Source organism: Methyloversatilis sp., assembly GCF_051861465.1.
Lineage (GTDB): Bacteria > Pseudomonadota > Gammaproteobacteria > Burkholderiales > Rhodocyclaceae > Methyloversatilis.
On record NZ_JBHYCQ010000006.1, the window covers coordinates 161913 to 187279 of the forward strand.

Here is a 25367-nt window from a genome sequence, read left to right on the forward strand (position 1 = left end):
CATCTGTTCGGTACAGTCGGAACGCATGCCGGCCGGCGCCGGATAGTAGAATTCGCGGTTTCGCGGACTTCCCGCCATTCCTTGCCCTTCATGTCGCGCCCGTCCCACACCGCCCCCTTCCCGCTGTTCCGTCCCATTCATGCGCGCATCGATTTCGACGCCTTGCGCCACAACTATCTGCGCACCCGCGAACTGGCCGGCGGCGCGAAAATGTGGGCCGTCATCAAGGCCAACGCCTACGGTCACGGCATCACGCGCATTGCGCGCGGGTTGAGCACGCTGGCCGACGGCTTCGCGCTGCTTGATCTGGAAGACGCCGTGCGGCTGCGCGAAGCCGGTATCCGGCAACCCATCCTGCTGCTGGAGGGCTTCTTCAGCCCGAATGACCTGCCCGAAATCGCCGCACGGCGCCTGTCGGTCGTGGTGCACACGATGGAGCAGCTGGACTGGCTGGAAGCGGTCGCGCTGCCGGCAGATGCCCGCATTCCATTGTTCCTGAAGGTGAATACCGGCATGAACCGGCTCGGCATCACGCCCGAGCGCACGCTCGCCGCGCTGGATCGGCTGCGCGCCTGGCCGCACGCCGGCTCCATCGGACTGATGACCCACTTCGCCGACGCCGACGGCGAACGCGGCGTCGATGCACAGCTGGCGCGCTTCGCACCGCTGGTGCGGGGTTTCGACGGGCCGGTGTCGCTGGCCAATTCGGCGGCGCTGCTGCGCTTTCCGCAAACGCATGCCACCTGGGTGCGCCCCGGCATCCTGCTGTACGGCGCCAGTCCGGCCACGGCGTATGCCAGCGCGGCGGACATCGGTCTCAAACCGGTGATGCGCTTCGAGGCGCGCATCATTTCCGTGCAACACCTGCAGCCGGGCGAACGCATCGGCTATGGCGGCACCTTCGCCGCCGAGCGCGCGATGCGCATCGGCACGATCGCCTGCGGCTATGCGGACGGTTACCCGCGCCATGCGCCCAGCGGCACGCCGGTGGCGGTGGACGGGGTGCGCTCCCGGCTGGTCGGGCGGGTGTCGATGGACATGATCGCGGTCGACCTGACCGATCTGCCGGCCACTGGGCTGGGCAGCGTGGTCGAACTGTGGGGCGAACACGTGGCGCTGGACGAAGTGGCCGCCGCGGCCGGTACGGTCAATTACGAACTGGTGTGCGCGCTCGCGCTGCGCGTGCCGGCGGTCGAGGTCGGCGTCGCCGACCTGTCCGAAGCCGGAAGCGAGCCCGGCAAGGCGCCGCCGCTGGCTGCGGTGCGCTGAGCCGCGATGGCCAAGGCAAAGAGCGTCTATTCCTGCACCGAATGCGGCGCCACCAGCCCGAAGTGGGCCGGCCAGTGCCCCGGGTGCTCCGGCTGGAACACGCTGGTCGAAACCGTTGCCGAGCAGGGCACCGGTGCACACCGTTTCGCCTCGCTGGCCGGTACCGCGCAGGTGCAGACGCTGGCCGACATCCGGCCGCGTGACGAACCGCGTCTGGCGACCGGACTGGAAGAATTCGACCGCGTGCTGGGCGGCGGCCTGGTCCCCGGTGGCGTGGTGCTGATCGGCGGCGACCCGGGCATCGGCAAGTCGACCCTGCTGCTGCAGGCGCTGGCCCAGTTGGCTTCGCGCGTGAGCACGCTCTACATCACGGGTGAAGAGTCGGGCGAACAGGTGGCGCTGCGCGCGCAACGCCTGGCGCTCGATCCGTCGGGGCTGCAGCTGCTGGCGGAAATCAATCTGGAAAAGATCGGCGCCGTGCTGAACGACACCCGGCCGCGCGTCGTGGTGGTCGATTCGATCCAGACCGTCTATTCCGAACAGCTCACCTCGGCCCCCGGTTCGGTGGCGCAGGTGCGCGAATGCGCAGCGCAGCTCACGCGGGCGGCGAAACAGGCTGGGCACAGCCTGATCCTGGTCGGTCATGTGACCAAGGAAGGCACCCTGGCCGGGCCGCGCGTGCTCGAGCACATCGTCGACACGGTACTGTATTTCGAAGGTGAGACCAGCTCCAGCTTCCGCCTGATCCGGGCGTTCAAGAACCGGTATGGCGCGGTGAACGAACTGGGCGTTTTCGCCATGACCGAGCGCGGCCTGCGCGGCGTGTCCAATCCGTCGGCGATGTTCCTGTCGCAGCACGGCCAGCCGGTGTCAGGCTCCTGCGTCATGGTGACGCAGGAAGGCACGCGGCCGCTGCTGGTCGAGATCCAGGCCCTGGTGGACAGCGCCCACGGCAATCCGCGCCGGCTCACCGTCGGGCTGGACGCGGCGCGGCTGGCCATGCTGCTGGCGGTGCTGCATCGGCATGCCGGTGTGGTGTGCGCCGATCAGGACGTGTTCGTCAATGCGGTGGGCGGCGTGAAGATCGGCGAGCCGGCCGGCGACCTCGCGGTGCTGCTCGCCATCGTGTCATCGCTGAAGAACCGTCCGCTGCCGCAGAAAATGGTCGCCTTCGGGGAGGTCGGCCTGGCTGGCGAAATCCGCCCGGCGCCGCGTGGACAGGAGCGCTTGCGCGAAGCCGCCAAGCTGGGTTTCACGCATGCGCTGATCCCGAAAGCCAATGCGCCCAAACAGAAGATCGACGGCCTGACCATCATTCCGGTCGAGCGCATCGAAGAAGCCTTCGCAAAATTGCGCGAACTGGAGTGACGCACCTGCGCATGTCGCGGCCCTGCGGCAGAAAGCGCCCCGGAGCATCGGCTGGTCGCTGACCGGATGTGCGTATCGCGGACGGGGTCCGCTCCTACGAAGAACGTCGCCAGTGGTGAAGCCTCCGCGGTCTTCGTAGGAGCCTGCCCTGCAGGCGATTCCGGTCTCCGAAATGGCGACTCCGCTCGATCAACGTGCGTATCGCGGACAGGGTCCGCTCATGCGAAGGGGCAAGCACTGGCGCGGTTTTAGTTCGTCCGTGGCGCCTGTGCCACCTTGGCGTGCAGGTAGAACAGCGCGCCGACGTCGCTGCTCAACTCGAAATCGTCGGCGTCCGGGTGTGCGTAGTCGTACTCGCCGGCGCGCAGCAGGGTGTCGCCGACAAACGCTTCGCCCTCGAGCACCAGATATTCGCCCTCGGCCGCGGCGAGCGTCTTCGGCACCTGCGCGCCGGGCGCGACGCGCAGCAGCATCGATGCTTCGTCTGCACCGTCGAACAGGCGCTTGGCCTGCACGCCGGGTGACAGGTCCGACCACCGCCCTTCGCCGGCGCGGATCGTGTGCGGGGCGCTGCCGCGGCTGGGCAGCCAGGCGGTGACCATGTCGCGGATCACCCGGCCGGTGTGGCCGAGCGACACACCGCGCAGATAGATCAGTGCGCCGCCGGTCGAGCGCACGCGCCCGTGCCGGCTGCCGGCCGGCGCTTCGTGATAGTCGCCGGCGCGGATGTCGAGGTCGTCCATCTGCAGGTCGCCGCGCAGCACCAGACATTGTTCGTGCTCGTGATGACGATGCATCGGCAAGGCGGCGCCCGGGTCGAATTCGACCAGCACCGAGCGCGTGCTCGCGCCTTCGTTCAACAGCTTGGCGCGTACGCCATCGACCACGCGCGCCCAGCCGTCTTCGCCTGCACGTATCCGGGTGTGGTGCGTCTGGGCTTGCACGCTGTCGCGGGCGCGTGCGAGCAGCCGGCTGCGCAAGGCGTCGCTGCGCGCAGGTTCGAGTGCGACCGGCTTGAGCGCCGCGGCCAGCAGTTGCTGCAGCGTATCGCCCGTGTCGTCGTCGGGTGGAAGCGGCGGCGTGCTCATGCGTGGGTATCCAGTGCGGCCATGTCCGGCGGAAGTACCTTTCCCAGCGCGGTCAGTGCACGCCGGATGTGTGATTTGACGGTGCCGAGCGGCAGGGAGGACTGAACGGCAATCTCTTCGTGCGTCAGTCCGCGGAAAAAGGCCAGTGACAGCAATTGTCGCGGAAGCGCGTCCAGCGATTCCAGCGCGGCGTGCAGCGCGTGCTGCCGTTGCACCGCTTCGAGCAGATTCTGCGGGTCGCCTTCGCAGGCGGCTTCGACGGCCATCAGTGTTTCGGGCTCCGGGTGCAGCTCCGCGTCGTCGGTGCGGCGCAGCGCGTCAAGTGCGCGACTGCGCGTCATCGTCATCAGCCAGGCCATCGGGTTGCCGCGCGCGGCGTCAAAGCGCAAGGCCTGCCGCCAGGCCTGCCAGAACACCTCCTCGGCGACCTCCTCGGCGATCTGCGGGTTGCGTGTGATGCGCAGCGCGAGGCCGTACACGCGGCGCACCGTGTGGTCGTACAGCCGGCCGAGTGCCGCCTCGTCGCCGTCGGCCATACGCCCGATGAGCGCGCACAGCAGCGCCTCGTCGTCGGACGAAGGGCCAGGCGCTGCGGTGTCGGATGACATCGGGTTCATGGGGACGAATGTCGACAGGGCGACGATCGGGAATGTCTGCGCAAACGGTGCGCTGCGGCCCATGATCCTTTCCTGATTGCCCTGTTGAACCCCTTACGCAGCGCATCGCAATGCGGATGCAGTTGCGGCCTGCGCATCAGTCGAGCATCAATCGCATCGCCTTCATGTCCGAGCCTGCGAATCCATGCTGCCGGTAGAAGCGTTGCGCATCGAGGTTGTGACCATCGGTCAGCAGCGTGATGCGGCGGCATCCGCGTTGCCGTGCGCAGTCGATCGCGGCCTCGAGCAGCCGGCTGCCACAGCCGTGGCCGCGCTGCCCGGGCGCCACCACCATGTCTTCCAGCAGCGCGACGCGGCTGCCGAGCGCGGTGCTGGTCAGGTAGAGCAGGCTCACCATGCCGACCGGACGATCATCTTCTGCGAGCATCAGGATGTCGCCGCTGTCCGGCGCCTCGAGGATGCGCTGCAAACCACGCGCCTGCGTTGCCGCGTCGGCGACGAATTCGACTTCCTGCCCGAACAGCTGCGCGAGCAGGGCGCACAGGTCGGGAATGTCGGCGAACGTGGCGTGACGCAGCGTGTGCATGGTCAGTGCGTGCCTTCTTCGGCCGCCAGCTTGCGCCGCATGCGCCGCAACCCGAGCGCAGCCAGCCCGGCGATGACCGGAATCGAAATCGCGGTGATCGTGTCCGGGCTGAGCGGCAGCCAGACATGCAGGCCCTTCGCGAGGTACTGCACCAGTTGCGACGCGTAATACGTGATGGCGACGATGGACAGGCCTTCCACCGTTTCCTGCAGCCGCATCTGCAGTTTTGCGCGCCGGTTCATCTGCACCAGCAACTCCTGGTTCTGGCGCTCCAGTTCGATGTCCACCCGGGTGCGCAGCAATTGCGAGTTTCGCGCGATCCGCCCCGACAGCTCCTCCTGCCGCCGTGCAATGGCTTCGCAGGTGTTGATCGCGGGTGCCAGCCGGCGGTCCATGAATTCGCCGATGGTCGGAAAGCTTTCGACCCGCTGTTCGCGCAATTCGCCGATCCGACTGGTCACCAGCCGGTAGTAAGCCTGCGCCGCGCCGAAGCGGAAGGTGGTGCGCGCCACCGAACGTTCCACCTCGGCGGCGAGCCGGGTCAGGTGCGACAGCACATTGCGCTCGTCTTCCGGTGTCGTGGCCGTGCCCATGCTGTCCATCAGGTCGGCGAGTTCGCCTTCGGCGCGACCGAGCAGGCGCCCGACGTCCTTCGCGACCGGAAAGGCGAGCAGGGCCATCACGCGATAGGTTTCGATCTCGAGCAGGCGCTGCACGGTGCGACCTGCCTGGCGCGGCGTCAGGCGCTCGTCGAGCACCAGATAGCGGGACCAGCCGTCGGTCAGCATGAAATCGGTGAACACCCACGCCGCACCGTCGGCGACCTGGGCGGCAACGCCCTGGCGCCCGCTGGCGATCAGACCGTCCATGACGGATTTCGGGCCGAGCGCCGTGGTGGATTGCAGCTCGATGTGCGTGGCGACGATGACCGAGCCGGGCAGCCCTTCGAGCCAGCCGGGCGGCACGCGCGGCAGCGCGCCGTGACGCGCGTCGGTTTCGTCGGCGCGCGGCGTACAGAAGAAGGCGTAGCTGGAAAACTCGTTGTGCCGCTCCCACTTCAACAGGAAGTCGCCGACATCAAGCTGCAGGTGACCGCCATCCGCCTCCGGCAACGGCCGCGCAAAGGCGTCCGCCAGGGCCCGCAGCTGCTTCAGTTCGCTGTCTTCCGTCGTCCCGTCATGGATCAACGCAAGGTAGGACACGCGCTGCGGATGCGTCAGCGACACCGGCGGCCGCGCATGGACCTCGTTGTTCAGCTTGTAGCGCAGCGGGTGCTGGGGCAGATGGCCGAGTGTTCGGGCGGGGCTGTCTTGATCGGGCATGGGGCAGGAACAGGGGCGGCATGATCGGATTGGATCGACCGGATTGTGCAGCACGATGAGGAATGGCGATAGAAGTTGGCGCAGCAGGCGGGCAATGCCCGCAGCACTGCATGGCCGCCCGGCGTGTCGTGCCGACCCGGCAACCGGCATCGGCCGCGCGCGGGCCCGGCTCGCTGTGACGGATGTCACGGCAAACGGTTGCGGCGGCGCCGTTCAGGTGCCGCTTCCTGCCGTTCGTCATGGGCAGCTCGCGCCCGACGGTCGTCATGACGTAAGTTGAGATCAGCATTCCTTTTCCGGTCCAGCCTGTCCATGACGCGTCTTCGCCCTGCGCACGCCGGCTTCACGATGATCGAGCTGATGATCGTGGTCACCCTGATGGCCATCCTGGCGGCTTTTGCATTTCCAGCATTCCAGAGCTTCATCGCGTCGAGCCGCCTCACGGCCGAGTCGAACGAGCTGCTGTCGGGCATGAATCTGGCGCGCTCCGAGGCGGTCCGGGTCCAGCGGCGCGTTTTGTTGTGCCGGGCGGCGGCGACCGACGGTGCGGTGACGTTCAGTGCGACCAACGGTTGCGTGACCACGGCAGACAGCCAGCCCTGGCAGGCCTGGGCGGTGTTCGTGGACGAGAACAGCAACGGTGCGATCGATGGCACCGAGCGCATCCTGCGCATGCAGGCCATCACCGGCAACGCACTGGAACTGATTTCGAACGATGCGCTCTCTGCCGCGGGCAACCGCATCGCGTTCCGGCCGGACGGCATGGCACGTGGCCAGAATTCACTCGCGCTGCAGGCCGCGGAAGTTCGCGTGTGCGACCGCAGCGGTGTGCTCAGTGGCAACAACATGCGGGTGGTGTCGCTTGTGTCGGGCAGTCGCATGTCGATTGCACGCGGCAACGACGCAAATTGCGGGGTGGTCGTGCAGCCCGTGGAAGAGGGCGGTGGCGGAAGTACTCCGGTGGAGGGAAGCTGATGAAGCATCAATCGAGACCGATGCAGCAGGGCGTGTCGCTGATCGAAGTGCTGGTCGCGCTGTTCGTGCTGGCTTTCGGCATGCTGGGCATCGCCGGCATGCAGACCATGGCGATGAAGGCGAACCAGAGCGCCTTCGAGCGCAATGCGGCGGTGATCGCCGCCTATTCGATGGCCGACCGCATGCGCAGCAACCAGACGCTCGCCCGCAACGGCACCTACAACCGCGATCTGCCGACTTCCGGCTGCGAGATACCGACCGGTACCGAGCCGGCCACGATCGACATCAACCAGTGGCTGACCGGCCTGGCGAACAATCTGGGCGCCGGCTCGTGCGGTGGCATCACCTGCTCCGGTACGCCCGTGTCCTGCCGCATCACCGTGCGCTGGGACGACAGCCGGGTGACCAACGGCGCGAGTGATCACACATTCCAGGTGGACGTCCGCATATGAACATCTTCCGTTCTTCCCAGCGCGGCACGTCGCTGGTCGAGGTGCTGGTCACCCTGGTGCTCGGCCTGGTGGTGTCGGCGGGTGCCATTGCCATGGTGATCAGCAACCGCGAGGCCTACCGCTCGACCGAGGCGCTGTCGCGCATCCAGGAATCGACCCGCATGGCGTTCGAGCTGATGTCGCGCGACCTGCGTGCCGTCGGCATCAATGCCTGCAACGGTGGCCGCTCCCGCGTGTTGAATCTGCTGGCCAATCCGACCACGAACTGGTGGTCGAACTGGTCGGACACGACGCGCGGCCTGCGGGGTTTCAACAACACGGAAGCGTCTCTGGCCGCCGTCATCGGTACCGGCGTCGGGCAACGGCTGACCGGTACCGATCTGGTCGAGACGATCCACGGCGGGACGGCAGCGATGTCGGTCAGCGGGCACAACGACGCAGCATCGACCCTCACGCTCGCCACGCCGCACACGCTGGCCAGCGGCGATCTGGTCGTGCTGTGCGACTTCGAGAACAGCGCGATCTTCCAGGTCAGTGCGGTCGATGCGTCGACCAATTCGGTTGTTCACGACATCGGCGCGGGCTCGCCGGGCAATTGCTCCAGCGGCCTCGCTTTCCGGACGCCGCTGACCTGCGACGCCGGTACCGGCGTGCGCAAGGTGTTTCCGCCCGGCTCGCAGCTGATGCGGCTGCAGGCGGCCGCCTGGTTCGTCGGCAACAACGGTCGCGGCGGCAACACGAACAGCCCGACCTCGCTGTACCGGGTCAGCGTCGGCAACAACCTTGGCAGTGCGCAGCAGGTGGCAGAGGAAATCGTCGAAGGTGTGCGCGACATGCAGATCACTTACCGGCTGCCGGGCGGCGATTACCTGAGCGCCACCGACATCACGGCGCTCAATCGCTGGAACGAGGTGGTGGCCATCCAGATCCAGCTCGATATCGATGCACCGGACACCGGCACGGCGACCAATGCCGTGGGCGCCCGGCTCACACGGCGCATTTCCCATGTCGTGAATCTGAGGAACCGCGTGTCATGAGTGCGCGACAACCGAATCTGCGCTCGCAACGCGGCGCCACCCTGCTGGTTGCGCTGGTGATGCTGATCGTCATGACCTTGCTCGGTCTGGCGAGTATCCGCGGCACCAGCATGCAGGAAAAGATGGGCGCGAACATGTACGACCGCAGTCTGGCTTTCCAGGCGGTCGAATCGGCGCTGCGCGAAGCCGAAGCGAGCATCACCGTCACGACGACCGTCACCAACAGCAACGGGCTGTACTGCCTGCCCGGTGGCACGCCGCCGCTGTGCGCGGTCGCGGCACCGACGCCGCCGAGTGGCGGCGGTGGGGGCGGTTCGGAAAGCACACCGGCTGCCCCCGCGTACGCAGAGCGCTGGAACGATTCCGCGACCCAGTGGCGACAGGCCACCACCTGGTGGGGCCAGATCGATACGGCCATGAAGGCTCGCCTCAGCGATACCAGCAACACCCCGCCGGAATTCATCATCGAATACATGGGTGAATTCGAGGACGGCACCGGCTGCGGTCGCCGCGGCAGCACGTCGTGCCGCGGGCCGCGCTACCGCATCACCGCGCGCATGCCGCCGGTCGAAGGGCGGCCGAACGTTGCCTTGCAGACCACCTACCGCCCATAGAATGAACCTGGAGTTCCGATCATGAATGCTGTTCGTTCTTTCGCCACGGCCGGCCTGCGTGCTGCATGCGCAAGCGTGGTCGGGATCTGGCTGGCGTGTTCGCCCGCGCAGGCACAGGTGCCGATTTCAAGCAATCCGCTGATCCTGAATGTGACGGCGGCGCCCAATGTGCTGATGATTCTCGACAATTCCGGTTCGATGCTGTGGGAAGCCTTGCCCGACAGTTTCGTCAGCCTGTGGGATTTCGAGTATTCGATCCGCACAGGCACCGGAAACTCCTCTGCCTACATGCCTGACTACGACGACGCCAACATCCTGAATGTGGCGATGCGTACCAGCCAGATCAACCGGGTCTATTACAACCCGGCCGTGACCTATCGCCGCTGGACGGGTCCGGAAGGCACGCAGTACGCCGCGTCCAATCCGACCAATGCAAAGTACACCCCGGCCGACACGTCGGGCATCGACCTCACGGCGGAGCAGTCGGGGCGTTTCCGCTGGGCCACCAACACGACCGCCACGACGTTTTCGTTCAGCACCGCCAACGTGCCACGGAGCCCGTCGGCACCGTGCACCCTGTTTGACCAGGACGGCAGCAATGCGGTCGACACACGCAATTGCGCGAAGAATTTCTGGCCCATGACCTGGTACGTCTACAAGGGCACCGGATCGGATCTGGAGCGCATCAATTACTACCGATACCAGATCCGCGGCAATGACGCCGACCGCGTCGATCTTGCCGATGGCTCGGTGACCGCCGTCACCACGTTCAACTGGGCGGGCGGGGTGACACGCACCATCGCCGAGGAAAAGCAGAACTTCGCCAACTGGTTCACCTACAGCCGCAGCCGTCGCGATGCGGCCAAGAATGGGGTCAGTGCCGCATTTTCTACGCTGGGCGAAAATTACCGCATCGGGTACCGGCCGTTGAACGGCACCACGGGTCAGCTGGATATCCCGCTGACCGGCGGGTTCGCCGGCACCAACCGCGAAACCTGGTTCACGAACATGTTCGCGTCCAGCGGTTCGGGTACCACACCGCTGCGCGTGGCACTGGCCCGCGCCGGTGAGTACTACCGCACGACCACGGGCGAAAACGATCCGTGGGGCCCGGCCGAACCGGACGGCCTGCTCAGTTGCCGCCAGAGCTTCACCATCCTGACCACCGACGGCTACTACAACGATACGAACACGGGTCTGAACAACGTCAACGATTCGATCGGCAACGCCGACGGAACCGAAGGGGCGCCTTACGCGGACACCTATTCGCGTACGCTGGCCGACGTGGCGATGTATTACTACAAGAACGATCTGCGCAGCGACATCGCCAACCGCGTGCCGACCACGGATGCCGACCCGGCGGACTGGCAGCACATGGTCACCTTCGGCGTGGCGCTGGGTCTGCAGGGCTCGCTGAATCCGGACACCGACCTGCCGCGTCTCACTTCGGGCGAGTTGTCGTGGCCCAGCACCTCCACCGACAGCGGCAAGCTGGACGATCTGTGGCACGCAACGGTGAACGGTCGCGGCAAGTTCGTCAGCGCGGCGACACCTGAAGAATTCGCGAATGGTCTGAAGGGCGCGCTGGACACGATCGTGCAGCGCACCGCGTCGTCGTCCAATCTCGGCGTGTCGTCGACCGAGTTGCGCGAAGGCAGCAAGGTGTTCCAGGCACGCTTCACCAGTGAGGTCTGGACCGGCGACCTGTGGGCCTACACGGTGTCCTCGGGCGGCCTGGGCACGACGCCGCAGTGGAAGGCATCGGAACAACTGCCTGCAGCGGCCAGCCGCAACATCTACACCCGCAACGCGACGCTGGGCGTGACCTTTCTGTGGGACAACCTGAGCGACACGCAGAAGGCACAACTGGGCGACGACAGCGCGGTGCTCGATTACCTGCGCGGCGTGCGGACGCAGGAGGTCGATCAGGGCGGGCCGTTCCGCAACCGCCTGTCGGTGCTCGGCGACATCGTGCATTCATCGCCGGTGTTCGTCGCGGCGCCGGATAACTTCTCATACGAGCGGTTCACGTGGGAAGGTGCGTCGACCTACCAGGCATTCCGTCAGAGCCTGATCGCCGATTCCACGGCGGAACCGCCGGTCGCTGCACGCCGGGAAATGGTGTACGTCAGCGCGAACGACGGCATGCTGCACGCTTTCGACGCCGTCACCGGTGTCGAGCGTTTCGCCTATGTACCCAGTGCGGCGTTGCCGGCCATGAGGACGCTCACGTCGCCCAACTACACGCACCGCTTCATCGTCGACGGTTTCCTGCGCGCCGGTGATGTCTATCAGAGCGGCGAGGGCGGTACCGGGCAGTGGCGCAGCGTGCTGGTCGGCACGCAAGGTCGCGGCGGTCGCCAGGTCTTCGCGCTCGACATCACCAATCCGGATGCCTTCGGCACCAGCAGCATCCTGTGGGAATTCACCGATTCGGACCTCGGCCAGTTCATCGGCAATCCGGTGCTGACCCGGCTCAACAATGGCCGCTGGGCGGTGCTGATCGGCAACGGTTACAACAGCGACCAGAACCGCGGCTTCCTGTTCGTGATCGATGCGCTGACCGGCGCGCTGATCCGCAAGATCGATACCGGCGACTGCGTGACGACCGACAGTCCCTGCCTCAGCAATGGCCTGGCCGACATCACGCAATGGGACAACGACGGCGATGGCACGGCGGATTACGCCTACGCCGGTGACTTGCGCGGCAACGTGTGGCGCTTCGATCTGACATCGACCGTGGCCAGCGAGTGGAAGGTCGCCTTCGGAACGAGCGAGGCGCCGATGCCGCTTTATCGCGCGCTGGATGCATCGGGCAATCCGCAGGCCATCACGTCGAACATCGAAGTGCTGCTGAATCCGGCGGATGGTGTGCGCTGGATCAGTTTCGGCACCGGCCGCTTCCTGGCCGGCACCGACCGTGCCGACACCTCGACGCAGACCTGGTACGGGCTGTACGACAACTACCTTGGGGATACGCTGACTTCGCCGGTGAGCGGCCGCAGCAACTTCGCGCAGCGCGTCGTGCTGTTCGAAACCGCGCTCTTCACGCCGGAGACGACCGACATCAATCCGAATCGCGTGCGGGTCATTTCGGCGCCGGGCGACACGTCGGGCGGTGCGGCCATGACCGATGCCGACGGCAATTACGTCAAGCAGGGCTGGTACCTCGACCTGCTGCCGCCGACCGGCACCCAGCAGGGCGAGCGCATGTTCTACGGCGTGCAGGCGTTCAGTACCGCGTTGTTCGCCACCACCGCCATCCCGGCCGATGACCCCTGCAGCCCGGGCGGCAACGGCTGGTTGCTGACGCTCGACCCCTACACCGGCGGCCGTCTGCAGGATAATGTGTTCATCAACCGCGAACCGGTGACCGTCAGCGTGGAAGGTCAGCCGTCGGTCAATTACAACGTCAGCGGTGTCGGTCTGCTGTCCATCCCGTCGCGACCCATCCTGGTGCGCAACGACGCACCCGCCGGCGACGGTTCGGTCAGCGGTGGCGGCAGCACCGGTGGCACCGGCGGGCAGCCGCTCGGGTCGCCTTGCACGACGCTCAGCGGGCAGGCCGGCGTGCTGATCGGTCTGGCCAACGGCGAAACGGTGTGCGAAAGCCTGAACCTGCCGGACATCTTCGGCCGGTTGTCGTGGCGCGAACTGATCAATGACTGACATCGGGACCAACAACGTGCGCATGAACATCCACCACAGCCTCCAGCGCGGCTTCACGCTGATCGAACTGATGATCGTCGTGGCGATCATCGGCGTCCTGTCCGCCATCGTGTATCCGAACTACACGCAGTACGTCATCGACAGTCGGCGCGCGACGGCGGCAGCCTGCCTGTCGGAGCAGGCCCAGATGCTGGAGCGCCAATACACCACCGCGCTCACCTATGTCGGCGCAACCCTGCCGAACAATCAGCAGTGCAGGACGGATCTGACCGGCTTCTACACCTTCCCGGCCCCGACGCTTGCAGCCCGCACCTACACGATCACGGCCGTCCCGCAGTCCGGCCAGTCATCCAACGATTCCAAGTGCGGCTGCACGCTGAGCCTGAACCAGACCGGCGCAAAAGCCGCCACCGGAACCGGCGACACGTGCGCAACGCGGGCAGCCGCCTGCTGGCGCTGACCCGACACAGAAGTTTTCGCCCACCCGTCCAGGGCGTACTCAAGCTTCAAGGCCGGCGGCCGTAACAGAGGGATCGCCTTCCCTCTGTCCGCCGATGCACCGCCGTTCGCCCGCTTCGGGCTTCACGCTGATCGAACTGATGATCACCATCGCCATCCTGGCGGTGGTGACCACTTTCGCCGTGCCCTCGTTCCAGAGTCTGATCGTGATGAATCGCCTGGCTGCCGAAGCCAATGAATTCATCGCAGGCATGAACAGTGCGCGCGCCGAAGCCATCCGCGGCAATGCGCGCAGCGTGCTGTGCCGGGCGGCCGTGGCGGGCGGACAGATCGATACCGCAGGCGGCTGCGTCACCGACGCCGACGGCACCTGGGCGGGCTGGATGGTGTTCATCGACGCCGACGGCAGTGGCGCCTTCAACCCGAATGCCGCCACCAATCCGGTCGAGGTGGTCGTGCGCACCCATGTATTCGCGGGCGACCAGGTCCGGGTGCGGGCGAGCCCCGCGCTGGCGGGCAGCGGCAATCGCGTGGTGTACCGGCCCGACGGCCTTGCCCGGGCACCGGGACAGACCCTGCTTCAGTCCGGCACCCTGCGGCTGTGCACCGTGATCGATGGCGTCACGAACAACGCGCGCGACGTGCGTCTGGGCGGCGGCAGTCGCATCGGTGTGGCACGCAGCACATCGGCCAGCTGCGCGGCGCCGGGAGATACCTGATGAAGGCGCAGGCGGGTGTTTCGCTGATCGAAGTGGCAGTTGCACTGTTCGTGCTGTCGGTCGGCATGCTCGGCATGGCGGCCCTGCAGATGGCTTCGCTGCGCTCCAACCAGAGTGCCTACGAACGCAGCGCTGCCGTGCTCGGTGCCTACACCATGATCGACCGGCTGCGTGCCGATGTCGCCGCAGCCCGCAGCGGCAGCTACAACCTGGCGCTGACCGACGACGCCTGCACGCCACCGGCTGCCGGCAGTTTTGCCGACACGCAGCTGGCCAACTGGATCGCCGATCTGCAGACGAGCATGGGCAGTTCCGCCTGCGGCGGCGTGACCTGTACCGGCGGTGCGACCGGCAGCTGCATGATCACCGTGCGCTGGGACGACAGCCGGGCCCGGGGCGGCTCCACCAATCAGGTGTTCCGCATCGAGGCGCGCCTGTGATGCGCGTGCACGCACAGCAGGGCCGAACGCTGATCGAGTTGATGATCGCGCTCGCCATCGGCCTGTTCATCACCGGTACCGCCATCGGCCTGGTGCTGTCGAACCGCCAGACCTACAACACCACGGAGGGGCTGTCGCGCATCCAGGAGGCCGCCCGCACCGGATTCGAACTGCTGGCGCGCGACATCCGCGATGCCGGCCTGAACGCCTGCGGCGGCGCACTGCAGTTCGTCAATGTGCTGAACAATCCGGCGTCGCTGTGGTGGACGCAATGGAACGGCGGTCTGCGCGGTTACGGTGGCAGCGAAGCCTTTGCCGGTGCACCGTTCGGCAGCGCCGCCGGCCAGCGCGTGGCCGGTACGTCGGCGCTGCAGGTCATGCGCACCGGCAGCCAGCCGCAGACCGTGTCGGCGCATGACACCGCGACGCAGATGCTCACCTTCAGCCCGGCCAACCGGGCGCTCGCGACCGGCGATCTGGCCGTCGTATGCAATTTCAGCCAGGCCTCCCTGTTCCAGGTGACCGACGCCAATGGCACCCAGGTCGAGCACGGCAACGCAGGTTCGCCGGGCAACTGCACACGCGGACTGGGCTTTGCCGACCCGCCCGACTGCAGCGCCAACGGCCAGACCTATCGCTTCGAGGCCAACGCGGTCGCGATGCGGCTGGAGTCGCTCGCCTGGTACGTCGGCAACAACGGACGCACCACGACCACATCGCGTTCGCTCTACCGCGTCGCACCGCAGAACGACGCGGGCACGCTGACGCTGGTCGCCGAAGAGGTGATCGACGGTGTGGTCGACCTGCAGGCCGACTATCTGGTCGAGGGCGCCACCGCCTGGGTCGCCGCGACCGCCGTGACCGACTGGAATGCCGTGGTCGGCGTGCGCCTGCGGCTGATCATCGACGAGCCCGATCGCCCGTCGACCGCGGCCGACCGCGTGCGCCGCACGATGACCCACGTGGTCACGCTGAGGAACCGCATGTCATGAATATGATGCTGCCTGCCCGGCAACGTGGCGTGACGCTGGTCGTCGCGCTGATGCTGCTGCTCGCCGTGACGCTGCTCGGCCTGGCCAGCATGCGCGGTACCGGCATGCAGGAGCGCATGAGCGCCAACCTGTACGACCGTGCGATCGCCTTCCAGGCGGCCGAATCGTCGCTGCGCGAGGCGGAAACGCTGCTGGCGAGCGGCACGGCGGGACCGTTCGACGGTTCGCTCGGCGGCCTGTACGGCAAGCCGGTGCCCAACGGCAGCGGTTTCCGCAACCGCTGGGAAGATCCGGCCGCCGTCTGGGCGAGTGCAACGGTGTGGTGGGAAGCGGCCGACGCGGACACGCGTGCCAAGGCGGCCGGCGTACCGCAATACCTCATCGAAGATCTCGGCCTCTGGCCGTCTACGCCGGATTGCGACACGGTCACGACGATCGCATCCGATTGCCTCAAACCGCGCTACCGCATCACGGCCCGCAGTGCGCCGGTTGCCGGTCGCCCCGCCGTGCTGCTGCAGACCACGTACAGACCATGAACACCATGCATCGAACATTCACCGGCCTGCTGGTCGCGGCAGTCCAGGTCGCCGCACTGATGGCCAGCACGCCGGCCCGCGCTCTGGTCGATATCGCGGATGCGCCGCTGGTTGTGGGCAGTGCGGTCGCGCCCAACCTGATGTTCCTGCTCGACGATTCGGGTTCGATGCAGTGGGAGGTCATGCCGGACGAAAACCTGTACTTCTCCTACTACCTGTTTCCGCCGCCCAACAGTCTGTATGGCGCGGACATGTACGAGCGACGGTCGCCGACCTTCCAGGACAACAACATCCACAACTTCTTCGGCCGCTCGCCCGACAACAACGCCGTCTTCTATAACCCGCAGACTGCGTATCGCCCCTGGCTGACGCATACCGGAACATCGTTCGGAAACGCGAGCACCACGGCTGCGCCCTACAATCCGGCGGATACGACGCGTGGCACGCTGGACCTCACGGCGGAACAGACACAGTCGGCACGCTGGTTTGCCAACACGACGAACACCAACCTGAATTCGGCTGCATACAGTTGCTTGAATACATGCAACCAGAGCTTCTGGCCGATCACCTTCTATATCTATCGCGGCAATGGCTCACGCGCCTCGGCGGGCAACTACACCAAGTACCAGATCCGCGGCACACGCGCCTACAAGCGTGACCCGATCACCGCGGGTGAAGTCGAAATCACGAGCTTCACCTGGCCCAACGGAGCAACGCGCACCGTGGCGGAGGAGACGCAGAACTTCGCCAACTGGTTCACCTACTATCGCAGCCGGGTGCTGACGGCGCGGGCGGGTGCGTCGATTGCCTTCGGCCAGCTGGGCGAAAACTTCCGCGTCGGCTTCCGCACGATCAACGGTGCGGGCGAATTCCTGATCCCGACCAATGGCGGCTTTACCGGCACCAACCGCGAAACCTGGTTCGAGCGAATGCTGGAAACCGACATCGACACCAACGGTACGCCGCTGCGTACCGCGCTGAACTGGGCCGGCAACTACTACGAAAACAAGACCGGCAATGATGACCCCTGGCGCCAGACCGGTTATGCCAACCCGCTGACGTGCCGGCAGTCCTTCACCATCCTGACCACCGATGGCTACTGGAGCGATGCCTTCGCACTGAATGCGATCGGCAACTCCGATGGCACCGAAGAACGGCCGTACCGCGACACCCACCGCAATACGCTGGCCGATGTCGCAATGCACTATTACAAGCGTGACCTGCGCACCGGCATTGCCAACAACGTGCCGACCAGCGCACGCGACAGTGCCAACTGGCAGCACATGGTGACCTTCGGCCTGTCGCTGGGCGTCAGCGGCACGCTGGATCCGGCCACCGATCTGCCGGCGCTCACCGCGGGCACCAAGAGCTGGCCCGATCCGGCAGACAGTTCGCCCGCCAAGCTCGATGACCTGTGGCACGCGACGCTCAACGGTCGCGGCGCGTTCGTGAATGCGTCCGATCCGCAGCAATTCACCGATGGCCTGTCGGCCGTGCTGACCGACATCAGCGAACGGGTGGCCTCGACCGGCAATGTCACGGCCACCAGTACGTCACTGACCAGCAACACGCTGCTGTTCCAGTCGCGCTTCGTCGGCGGCAGCTGGACCGGCGATCTCGTCGCCACGCGCATCAACACCGATGGCACGCTCGCCACGACCGCATCCTGGAAGGCGTCGGAACTCATTCCCGTCGCCGCCAGCCGCAGCATTTTCACCTGGTCGGGTACCGCCGGCATTGCCTTCCAGTGGGCCAATCTGAGTGCGGCACAACGTACCGCGATCGGGACGTCTGCCACACTGGACTACCTGCGCGGGGTGACCACGGGTGAGGCGCGCAATGGCGGCAGCTTCCGCAACCGCACCAGCGTGCTCGGCGACATCGTCAATTCGCTGCCGGCCTATGTCGGATCGGTCACCGACCTGCGTTTCGAGCGCTTCACCTGGACCGGTGCCAGCACCTATCAGGCGCATCGCACGGCCGTTGCCAGCCGTCGCGAAATGGTCTACGTGGCGGCCAATGACGGCATGCTGCATGCCTTCGACGCGCGTACCGGCGAAGAGCGTTTCGCCTACGTACCCACCGGCGCCTTCAGCACGATGAAGCTGCTGGCCAACCCGGAGTACACCCACAAGTTCATGAATGACGGTTCGCCGGTCGTGGCCGAGGTGTATTTCTCGGGGGCCTGGCGCACCGTGCTGATCGGCACCCAGGGGCGTGGCGGCAGGACGGTCTATGCGCTCGACGTGACGAACCCGGACAGCTTTGCGGCGAACAAGGTGCTTTGGGAATACACCCACGCGGATCTCGGACAGACCGTCGGCAATCCGGTCATCGCGCGCATGAATGACGGCAACTGGGCCGTGGTCATCAGCAATGGCTACAACAGCGCGAACGAGCGCGCCGCACTGCTGGTGCTCAATATCGCCAACGGCGCCCTGGTGCAGCGCATCGACACGATGCAGGGCTCGAGTACCTCGCCCAACGGTCTGGCGGCTGCCGAAGGCGTCGACATCGACCGCGACGGCGATTTCGATTATTTCTATGCGGGCGACCTGCTGGGCAATCTGTGGAAGTTCGACCTGAGCAACAGCGATCCGGCGCAGTGGCGCACCGGTTACGGCACGGTCGCGATCCCGCAGCCCCTGTTCACGGCGCGCAGTTCGACCAACGCGGTGCAGCCGATCACCGGTGGCGTGAGCATCGGCTTCAATCCGGCGGACCGGAAACTGTGGATCTACTTCGGCACCGGTCGCTACCTGGCGACGTCGGATCCGGGCAGTACCGCCGCGCAGACCTGGTATGGCCTGAATGACACCGGCAGCTCGATTGCCAGCCGCAGCAATCTGGCCCAGCGCGCCATTCTTCAGGAAGGCTCGACCGGGCAGGGCGACAATTACCGCGTGATTTCCAAGCCGGGTGACACCACCGGCGGCACCAGCATGAGTGGCAAGCGCGGCTGGTACATCGATCTGCAGTCGCCGACGGCCGGTGCCGAAGGCGAGCGCATCATCAACCCGCCGGTACTGGGCGCCACGACGCTGTTCGTCAGTACGCTGATTCCAAGCAGCAATCCGTGCGAGCCGGGTGGCCGCGGCTGGGTGCTGGGGGTGAATCCCTTCACCGGCGGCCGGCAGGATTTCGATGTGTTCGATTTCACCCGCAATGGCATCGTCGATGCCAGCGACCAGGTGACGCACACCGAAGGCAGCACCAGCCGCCGTGTCGTCGGCAGCGGCTACAGCACGGACAGCCTGCCCGGCAGCCCGCTGCAGATCGGCAAGCAGCAGATCGTCGGTGGCTCGGACGGCACCGCACGCTCGCGCGTCGTGTCGGATGGCCTGCGCGCCGGCCGGGTGTCCTGGAAAGAAATCATCGGAGACTGAATATGAAGCCGTACATCCGTCACGCGATCGCTGCATCGCTGTGCGCCGCGGCGGCTCTGCCGCTGAATGCGGCCGAGCCGCTGCACCCCTTGTCGAATCCATCGCTGTACGAGCAGCAGGGCTATGTCAACAGCATCGATACCGCCACTGGCGCGATGACGATAGGCGGCAAGCGCTACAAGGGAAACGCCAATACAGTAATCTTCCTCATCGACAAACAGGGCCGGCTGACCAAAGGCCGCAGCCTGGCCGACATCCCGGCGAACACGCCGGTCAGTTTCGCCACCGGTGCCGACGGTACCGTGACGCAGGTGATGGTCGGCAACGGCATCACGCAGCCGGCACCGTAGGCGGTGGGCCGGCGGACGACCGGGTGACCGGCTCAGTGGCTGGCGAACATCAGGCCCGCGTGCTCGCGCATCGCGTGGAACTTGATCTTCGTCCATTTTTCCTGCGCCACGCGCAACTCGGCATTCATCGTCGCCAGAAACGCCGGCGCGTCGACCGCGTCGTAGGCGATGCGATGCGCGTTGGCGTCGATGAAGCGCTTGAGCTCGCGTTCGTCGTCGCAGGTCACCCAACGCGCCATGCTGTAGCGGGTGCCTTCCAGCCGTGCATCGACCCCGTATTCCGCCTTCAGTCGGTGGATCACCACCTCGAATTGCAGTTGGCCGACAGCGCCGAGCAGCAGCGTGCCACCGGCCAGCGGGCGGAAAACCTGGATCGCGCCTTCTTCACCTAATTGCTCAAGACCTGATCGCAACTGCTTGGTTCGCAAAGGATCCCGAATTTCAACACCCTGGAATAACTCGGGTGCGAAGAAGGGCAGGCCGGTGAATTGCAGCGTTTCGCCCTCGGTCAATGTGTCGCCCAGTTGCAGCGTGCCGTGGTTCGGAATGCCGATGATGTCGCCGGCGTAGGCTTCTTCCAGCAGTTCGCGCCGCTGCGACAGGAAGGTCACCACATTGTTCGGTCGGATTTCCTTGCCGTTGCGGCTCACCTTGAGTTTCATGCCACGCTGGAAGTGACCGGAGCACACGCGCACGAAGGCGATGCGGTCGCGGTGCGACGGATCCATATTGGCCTGGATCTTGAACACCACGCCCGACAGCTTCGGTTCGTTCGGTTCGACCCGGCGCTGGATGGCCGGGCGCGCACCCGGCGGCGGTGCCATGTCGACCAGCGCGTCCAGCACCTCCTTGACGCCGAAGTTGTTGATCGCCGAACCGAAGAACACCGGCGTCTGCCGGCCCGCCAGGAATTCCGCGCGGTCGAACGGCGGGGCGGCATCGCGCACCAGATCGATTTCCGCCCTGGCGGTGTCGAACTGCATCGGATAGCGCTTCGCGATCTCCGGATTGTCCAGGCCCTGCAGCGTTTCCTCCTTGCCGGAAATGCGGTCTTCACCAGCGCGGAATACGCGCATGCGGTCGCCGTGCATTTCATACACGCCGGCAAACTCCTTGCCCATGCCGAGCGGCCACGTGAAAGGCGCCACGTCCATGCCCAGCGTGCGTTCCAGCTCGTCGATCAGGTCGAGCGGCGCACGCACCTCGCGGTCCATCTTGTTGATGAAGGTGATGATGGGCGTGTTGCGTGCGCGGCACACCTCGAGCAGGCGCAGCGTCTGCGCTTCGACGCCGTTGGCCGCGTCGATCACCATCAGCGCGGCATCCACGGCGGTCAGCACACGGTAGGTGTCTTCCGAGAAGTCGCGGTGGCCCGGCGTATCGAGCAGGTTGACGATGCAGTCGCGGTACTCCATCTGCATCACCGAGCTGGCGACCGAAATGCCGCGCTGCTTCTCGATTTCCATCCAGTCGGACGTGGCATGCCGCGCCGCCTTGCGCGCCTTCACACTGCCGGCGATCTGGATCGCACCCGCGAACAGCAGCAGCTTTTCGGTCAGCGTGGTCTTGCCCGCGTCCGGGTGGGAAATGATGGCAAAGGTGCGCCGGCGGGCGACTTCGGTTTCGAGCGACATGGCTTCAGACGGAAAAGAGAGGATACGGCCGGGGCGGCGATGACCGCCCCGTCGGGGCGGGCATCGCCCTCAATGCAAGGGCGTTCAATGCAGGTGCGAAGGGGCCTGTTCGCCGTCTTCGGGCAGGCCGGCATGCACCGGCTGGCCGTCGGCATCGGCGTACATCGGGGCGCCGCAGTCGTCGCAGTACTCCATTGGCATGCGGTGGTCGAGCACCAGGATGTCGGTCACGCCGCAGCTGCGCAACACGCCTTCGATTTCGCCGACGATGTCGCTTTCCTCGTCCTCTGCACCGAGCAGTGCCCACACCACGCCGTGCACGACTTCATTCGACTCGCCGACGGTGAAACTGATGCGGTACTCCTCCAGCTGCTGGTCGTGGAAGGGCGCGATGATGGCGCGCAATCCAACGGCCTTCGTGTTCAGCGCACCTTCGAGGAAAGACACCGAGGCGTGCAGCGAATAGGCACGCGAGGCGCGATCGGCGTCGCGGCAGGCGGTATGGAAGGCATTCGGCGCAAGCAGTTCGAAGGCGCAGCCCTGCATCATCGGTGCCAGTGCCGCAGCGCCCTGGGTCTGCCATTGCTTGATCGCATCCGCGCGCGCGCCGTCGGCTTCCTGCCAGCGGAACAACGCCGCGCCGCGCGGTGCAATCGCGATACCGATCAGGTAGCGCGTGTCCGACAGGAAACTGCTGGTTTCACCCATGGATTCGGTTTCGAGTTTCAGGTCGGTACCGGCGAGCGCGGCTTCGCCCAGATCGTCGCTCAGGTCGCGCGCTTCGACATAGCCGCGCGGCAGCTGATCGGGGCTGAACAGGTAGTCGGCCAGCGCGATCTTCGCGTGTGCACTCATCACGTGAGCACCGAGCTGGATGCGCAGCGTGTCGAGCAGCGGTGCGGCGATCGGGCCGGCGGGAATGGAAAAGCGCGACCAGGCAAGCAGCGGGGCGGTGAACACGACCGCGTCCCAGTCCTGCGCAGTCTTGCCTGGCAGGCCGCATTCGACACCGGCTTCGATTGCATCGGCCAGTTCGTCATAGGCGGCCGGATTGTCCTTCCACAGATGGTCGAGCGCACCGCTGAGCGTTTCTTCGTTGCGGTCGGCCAGCAGGCGGGCCACCAGCTCGGTCAGTCGCGACTCCCAATAGCGGTCTTCGACACGGCTGGCAGACAACGCCAGTCCGTCGGCGAGACGGGTGAGCTGGGCGGCGTCCTGGCCAAGGCCGCCACGGCGTGAAAATCGGGTGCGTTTCATATCGGGGTCCGGAAGCTGAGCGCGGATTCTACCAAGCCGGGCCGGCGAGTCGGCCGGTATACTCGCCAGCGGATCACTTTGGAGCGCACTCTTGATCAGAATCAGCAGCCAGTTCGACAGCGGCGCCATTGAAGTCGTCGATGCATCGGACGCCTCGAATATCCGCCTCCGGCTGCGCGACGACAATGCCGCCGATGTCCGTCAGTGGTTTCATTTCCGCCTGCAGGGCGCGCGCGCGCAGGCCTGCACGCTGGTGTTCGAGAATGCCGGGCAGGCGACCTTTGCCGGGGGTTGGGAGGGCTACCGCGTGGTGGCGTCGTACGACCGGCGCAACTGGTTCCGCCTCCAGTCGGGCCAGTACGACGGCCAGCGCTATGTGTTCGGCCTGACGCCCGATTTCGACAGCGTGTACTTCGCCTATTTCGAGCCTTTCCCGTGGGAACGCCATCTCGACCTGCTCGGCACGGCCGACGCTTCGCCGGTGGCCACCGTCAGTGACCTCGGTGCCACACCGGACGGGCGCGACCTGAACCTCATCACGATCGGCCGTGCGGCGCCCGGCAAACGCAGGATCTGGGTCATCGCCCGGCAGCATCCGGGTGAAACCATGGCCGAGTTCTTCGTCGAAGGGCTGCTGGAAAGGCTGTACGACACGTCCGACCCGGTGTCGCGACGGCTGCTGGAGCGCGCCTGCTTCTTCGTGGTGCCCAACATGAATCCGGACGGCTCGGTGCGCGGCAACCTGCGCACCAACGCGCGCGGCATCAACCTGAACCGCGCCTGGCTCGAGCCGGACATGAGCGACAGCCCGGAAGTGGCGCTGGTCAGGGCGCGCATGCTGGCGACCGGCGTCGATGTGTTCCTCGACATCCACGGCGATGAAACGCTGCCCTATGTTTTCGTCGACGGCAACAGCATGGTGCCGGGCTTCACCGACGCGCACGGCCGGACCGAACAGCGCTTTGCCGATACCTTGCGTGCCGTGACGCCGGACTTCCAGACCGAACGTGGCTATGCGCCGGACCGCTTCAGCGACGACATGCTGACGCTGGCATCCAAATGGGTGTTTCACCAGTTCGGTTGCCTGTCGCTGACGCTCGAAATGCCGTTCAAGGACAACGCCAACCTGCCGGATGGCCTGTTCGGCTGGTCCGCGGCGCGCAGCAGGCGGCTCGGCGAAGCGACGCTGCAGGCGCTGCTCGCTGCGCTCGACGCGGACTGACCCGGCCTTGAACCGCTCCGATTTCCGAAACTTCGCTGGGCTGACTGAATGAAAATCACCGTAATCGGCACCGGCTACGTGGGCCTGGTGTCCGGGGCCTGCATGGCCGAGATGGGCAACGACGTGCTGTGCCTGGACCTGGACCCGGAGAAGATCCGCATCCTGAAAGAGGGCGGCATCCCGATCCACGAGCCGGGGCTGGAGGCCGTGGTGGCGCGCAACGTCGAGGCTGGACGTCTGCACTTCACGACCGACGTGGCCGAGGCGGTGCGCTTTGGCACGATCCAGTTCATCGCCGTGGGCACGCCGCCGGACGAGGACGGTTCGGCCGACCTGCAGTACGTGCTGGCAGCCGCGCGCAGCATCGGCCGGCTGATGACCGACTACAAGGTGGTGGTCGACAAGAGCACGGTGCCGGTGGGCACGGCCGACAAGGTCAAGGCGGCGATCGCCGACGAGCTGGGCAAACGCGGCCTCGAGATGGAATACGCGGTGGTGTCCAACCCCGAGTTTTTGAAGGAAGGTGCGGCGGTCGAAGACTTCATGCGGCCGGACCGCATCGTCATCGGCGCGGATGACGAGCGTGCCATCCACCTGATGCGCGCCATCTATTCGCCGTTCCAGCGCAACCGCGACAAGCTGGTGGTGATGGACGTGCGCAGTGCCGAACTGACCAAGTACGCGGCCAACGCGATGCTGGCCACGCGCATCAGCTTCATGAACGAATTGGCGCTGCTGGCCGACCGCATGGGGGCGGACATCGAAATGGTGCGCCAGGGCATCGGTTCGGACCCGCGCATCGGTTACCACTTCCTGTACGCCGGCTGCGGCTACGGCGGCAGCTGCTTTCCGAAGGACGTGAAGGCGCTGATCCGCACCGCGCGCGACGAGGGGCAGGCGCTCAGGGTGCTGCAGGCGGTCGAAGACGCCAACGACGCGCAGAAGAGGGTGCTGGTGGACAAGATCGTCGCCCGCTTCGGCGAAGACCTGTCGGGCCGCCGCTTCGCGCTGTGGGGCCTGGCGTTCAAGCCGAACACCGACGACATGCGCGAAGCCCCGAGCCGGATCGTCATCGGCGAGCTGTTCAGGCGCGGTGCGACGATCACGGCGTACGACCCGGTGGCGATGGCGGAGACGCAGCGCATCTACGGCGAGGAGCCGCGGCTGAGCTACGCCGACAAGCCGATGGACGCGCTGGACGGCGCCGATGCGCTGGTGATCGTGACCGAGTGGAAGGAATTCCGCAGCCCGGACTTCGAGCGGATCAAGACGGCGCTGAAGCAGCCGGTGATCTTCGACGGCCGCAACCTGTACGAGCCGGCGCTGCCGCGCAGCTTCGGCATTGAATATTCGGCGATCGGCAGGCCATGAGGAA

At 66.1% G+C, this 25367-nt stretch carries 22 protein-coding genes; 16 read left to right on the top strand and 6 right to left on the bottom strand.

Going from position 1 to position 25367, the window contains the following annotated elements:
* The first annotated feature begins 90 nt into the window (after window positions 1-90).
* Together alr and radA are read left to right on the top strand one after the other, a co-directional pair.
* Entirely contained in the window at window positions 91-1269 is a 1179-nt protein-coding gene (alr, locus tag ACTIFF_RS10570) for an alanine racemase (protein WP_439536790.1), read from the top strand.
* Between the two features lie 6 nt (window positions 1270-1275).
* Window positions 1276-2637 carry a DNA repair protein RadA gene (radA, locus tag ACTIFF_RS10575; RefSeq protein ID WP_439536791.1) on the top strand — a complete coding sequence of 454 codons (1362 nt, stop codon included), beginning with the start codon at window positions 1276-1278 and terminating at the stop codon, window positions 2635-2637.
* Window positions 2638-2885: 248 nt separating this feature from the next.
* Here the strand turns inward: radA and ACTIFF_RS10580 are convergent, their stop codons facing one another.
* The 4 genes from ACTIFF_RS10580 to ACTIFF_RS10595 all read right to left on the bottom strand — a co-directional run bounded on the left by ACTIFF_RS10580 (window position 2886) and on the right by ACTIFF_RS10595 (window position 6250).
* A complete protein-coding gene (locus tag ACTIFF_RS10580; RefSeq protein ID WP_439536792.1) occupies window positions 2886-3725 on the bottom strand; it encodes a cupin domain-containing protein in 840 nt (279 codons plus the stop codon).
* Window positions 3722-4342: a sigma-70 family RNA polymerase sigma factor gene (locus ACTIFF_RS10585; protein WP_439536793.1), complete on the bottom strand. Its 621-nt coding sequence runs from the start codon at window positions 4340-4342 to the stop codon at window positions 3722-3724. The genes ACTIFF_RS10580 and ACTIFF_RS10585 overlap by 4 nt, the downstream gene beginning before the upstream one ends.
* 136 nt (window positions 4343-4478) lie before the next feature.
* Window positions 4479-4928, bottom strand: coding sequence for a GNAT family N-acetyltransferase (locus tag ACTIFF_RS10590; protein ID WP_439536794.1), 450 nt, complete (start codon window positions 4926-4928; stop codon window positions 4479-4481).
* A 2-nt stretch (window positions 4929-4930) separates the two neighbouring features.
* Window positions 4931-6250 (bottom strand): DUF3422 family protein, encoded by a 1320-nt coding sequence (locus tag ACTIFF_RS10595; RefSeq protein WP_439536795.1) that lies wholly within the window; start codon window positions 6248-6250, stop codon window positions 4931-4933.
* Window positions 6251-6562: 312 nt separating this feature from the next.
* Between ACTIFF_RS10595 and ACTIFF_RS10600 the strand changes: the two genes are divergently transcribed.
* The 12 genes from ACTIFF_RS10600 to ACTIFF_RS10655 all read left to right on the top strand — a co-directional run bounded on the left by ACTIFF_RS10600 (window position 6563) and on the right by ACTIFF_RS10655 (window position 19879).
* Window positions 6563-7225, top strand: a complete 663-nt coding sequence (locus ACTIFF_RS10600) for a GspH/FimT family pseudopilin (RefSeq protein WP_439536796.1) — start codon at window positions 6563-6565, stop codon at window positions 7223-7225.
* Window positions 7225-7677, top strand: coding sequence for a type IV pilus modification protein PilV (gene pilV / locus ACTIFF_RS10605; protein WP_439536797.1), 453 nt, complete (start codon window positions 7225-7227; stop codon window positions 7675-7677). Before ACTIFF_RS10600 ends, pilV (ACTIFF_RS10605) begins: the two co-directional genes overlap by 1 nt.
* Window positions 7674-8714, top strand: coding sequence for a PilW family protein (locus ACTIFF_RS10610; RefSeq protein ID WP_439536798.1), 1041 nt, complete (start codon window positions 7674-7676; stop codon window positions 8712-8714). Before pilV (ACTIFF_RS10605) ends, ACTIFF_RS10610 begins: the two co-directional genes overlap by 4 nt.
* On the top strand, window positions 8711-9328 hold the full coding sequence (locus ACTIFF_RS10615) for a pilus assembly PilX family protein (protein WP_439536799.1): 618 nt from the start codon (window positions 8711-8713) through the stop codon (window positions 9326-9328). Before ACTIFF_RS10610 ends, ACTIFF_RS10615 begins: the two co-directional genes overlap by 4 nt.
* Window positions 9329-9349: 21 nt before the next feature.
* On the top strand, window positions 9350-12997 hold the full coding sequence (locus ACTIFF_RS10620) for a pilus assembly protein (RefSeq protein WP_439536800.1): 3648 nt from the start codon (window positions 9350-9352) through the stop codon (window positions 12995-12997).
* Window positions 12990-13457: a type IV pilin protein gene (locus tag ACTIFF_RS10625; RefSeq protein WP_439536801.1), complete on the top strand. Its 468-nt coding sequence runs from the start codon at window positions 12990-12992 to the stop codon at window positions 13455-13457. Before ACTIFF_RS10620 ends, ACTIFF_RS10625 begins: the two co-directional genes overlap by 8 nt.
* A 94-nt stretch (window positions 13458-13551) precedes the next feature.
* Window positions 13552-14175: a GspH/FimT family pseudopilin gene (locus ACTIFF_RS10630; RefSeq protein ID WP_439536802.1), complete on the top strand. Its 624-nt coding sequence runs from the start codon at window positions 13552-13554 to the stop codon at window positions 14173-14175.
* The gene (gene pilV / locus ACTIFF_RS10635; protein WP_439536803.1) at window positions 14175-14615 is read left to right on the top strand and encodes a type IV pilus modification protein PilV; all 441 of its coding nucleotides are present in this window, start codon (window positions 14175-14177) and stop codon (window positions 14613-14615) included. The genes ACTIFF_RS10630 and pilV (ACTIFF_RS10635) overlap by 1 nt, the downstream gene beginning before the upstream one ends.
* Complete coding sequence (locus ACTIFF_RS10640; protein ID WP_439536804.1) at window positions 14615-15607, top strand: PilW family protein; 993 nt, start codon at window positions 14615-14617, stop codon at window positions 15605-15607. The genes pilV (ACTIFF_RS10635) and ACTIFF_RS10640 overlap by 1 nt, the downstream gene beginning before the upstream one ends.
* Window positions 15604-16143, top strand: a complete 540-nt coding sequence (locus ACTIFF_RS10645) for a pilus assembly PilX family protein (RefSeq protein WP_439536805.1) — start codon at window positions 15604-15606, stop codon at window positions 16141-16143. The genes ACTIFF_RS10640 and ACTIFF_RS10645 overlap by 4 nt, the downstream gene beginning before the upstream one ends.
* A complete protein-coding gene (locus ACTIFF_RS10650) occupies window positions 16140-19529 on the top strand; it encodes a pilus assembly protein (RefSeq protein WP_439536806.1) in 3390 nt (1129 codons plus the stop codon). The genes ACTIFF_RS10645 and ACTIFF_RS10650 overlap by 4 nt, the downstream gene beginning before the upstream one ends.
* A 2-nt stretch (window positions 19530-19531) precedes the next feature.
* Window positions 19532-19879 (top strand): hypothetical protein, encoded by a 348-nt coding sequence (locus ACTIFF_RS10655; RefSeq protein WP_439536807.1) that lies wholly within the window; start codon window positions 19532-19534, stop codon window positions 19877-19879.
* A 32-nt stretch (window positions 19880-19911) separates the two neighbouring features.
* Here ACTIFF_RS10655 and ACTIFF_RS10660 read toward each other — a convergent pair whose 3' ends face one another.
* Together ACTIFF_RS10660 and ACTIFF_RS10665 are read right to left on the bottom strand one after the other, a co-directional pair.
* On the bottom strand, window positions 19912-21513 hold the full coding sequence (locus ACTIFF_RS10660; protein WP_306477785.1) for a peptide chain release factor 3: 1602 nt from the start codon (window positions 21511-21513) through the stop codon (window positions 19912-19914).
* Window positions 21514-21597: 84 nt separating this feature from the next.
* On the bottom strand, window positions 21598-22770 hold the full coding sequence (locus ACTIFF_RS10665) for a DUF2863 family protein (protein WP_439536808.1): 1173 nt from the start codon (window positions 22768-22770) through the stop codon (window positions 21598-21600).
* 91 nt (window positions 22771-22861) lie between these two features.
* Here ACTIFF_RS10665 and ACTIFF_RS10670 point away from each other — a divergent pair, with 91 nt between their 5' ends.
* Window positions 22862-23992: a M14 family metallopeptidase gene (locus tag ACTIFF_RS10670; RefSeq protein ID WP_439536809.1), complete on the top strand. Its 1131-nt coding sequence runs from the start codon at window positions 22862-22864 to the stop codon at window positions 23990-23992.
* A gap of 48 nt (window positions 23993-24040) precedes the next feature.
* Window positions 24041-25363 carry a UDP-glucose dehydrogenase family protein gene (locus ACTIFF_RS10675; protein WP_439536810.1) on the top strand — a complete coding sequence of 441 codons (1323 nt, stop codon included), beginning with the start codon at window positions 24041-24043 and terminating at the stop codon, window positions 25361-25363.
* The last annotated feature ends 4 nt before the right edge of the window (window positions 25364-25367 follow it).